General features: G+C 43.0%; 1 protein-coding gene. It reads right to left on the reverse strand.

The annotated features are described in order from the left end of the window. Positions 1 to 274: 274 nt before the first annotated feature. A partial coding sequence (locus ACRCJ0_RS17630) for an MFS transporter (protein ID WP_431391447.1) occupies positions 275 to 705 on the reverse strand: 431 nt, incomplete at its 5' end.

Consider the following 705-nt stretch of genomic DNA (forward strand, 5'->3'; position numbering starts at 1 on the left):
TAGTGATTGCCACGAATGACCTATACAAGCTATTTCAGCGTAAAAACCACTAAGTCATTTTTCAAATAAAAAAGAGCAGCAAATCGCTACTCTTGTATACGTGGAGGTCGTAACATTCGTTTCGACCTCTTTTACTTATGAAACCTCGCTTATAATTGGGTTTCAAAAAGTCAAACTCTTCCGACACTTCCCAAAATACGCCAATTACTTAGCAGTAATGGTTTGGCTTTTGGTCCATCGCGTCTAGTCTAAACAACTTTTGTCACACCTTGCTTTATTTCACTTTAGCTATTGGTTTCCCTGCTTCTAACAAAGCTTTATTGCGCAGGAAGCCAAATGACAGGATGACTAAGGCAAATCCTGCGAATAATAGGATATAAGAAATGGGCATAAAATCAGCTAAGGGGCCAAACAAGGCCATTCCTAAAGGCATCATGGCGGTGTTGATCATAGACATGACCCCAAACACCCGACCTAGATAGGCTTCTTCCACATGGTCTTGAATCAAAACCATAGATGGGGTATTGAATAAAGGGACGGCAATCCCTGTAATGACCATCAGGACGACATACAACCAAAAGTTGCTGGTCGAACCTAATCCCAAGGTGCAGGCCGCCAAGATAAAGGAACCCAAGGCCATGGTCTTGATTCGGTTGGGAAATCCTTGCCACCAAGAAATCAAACCGCCACCTAAGACGAACCCGA

The organism is Aerococcus sp. L_32, assembly GCF_050689315.1.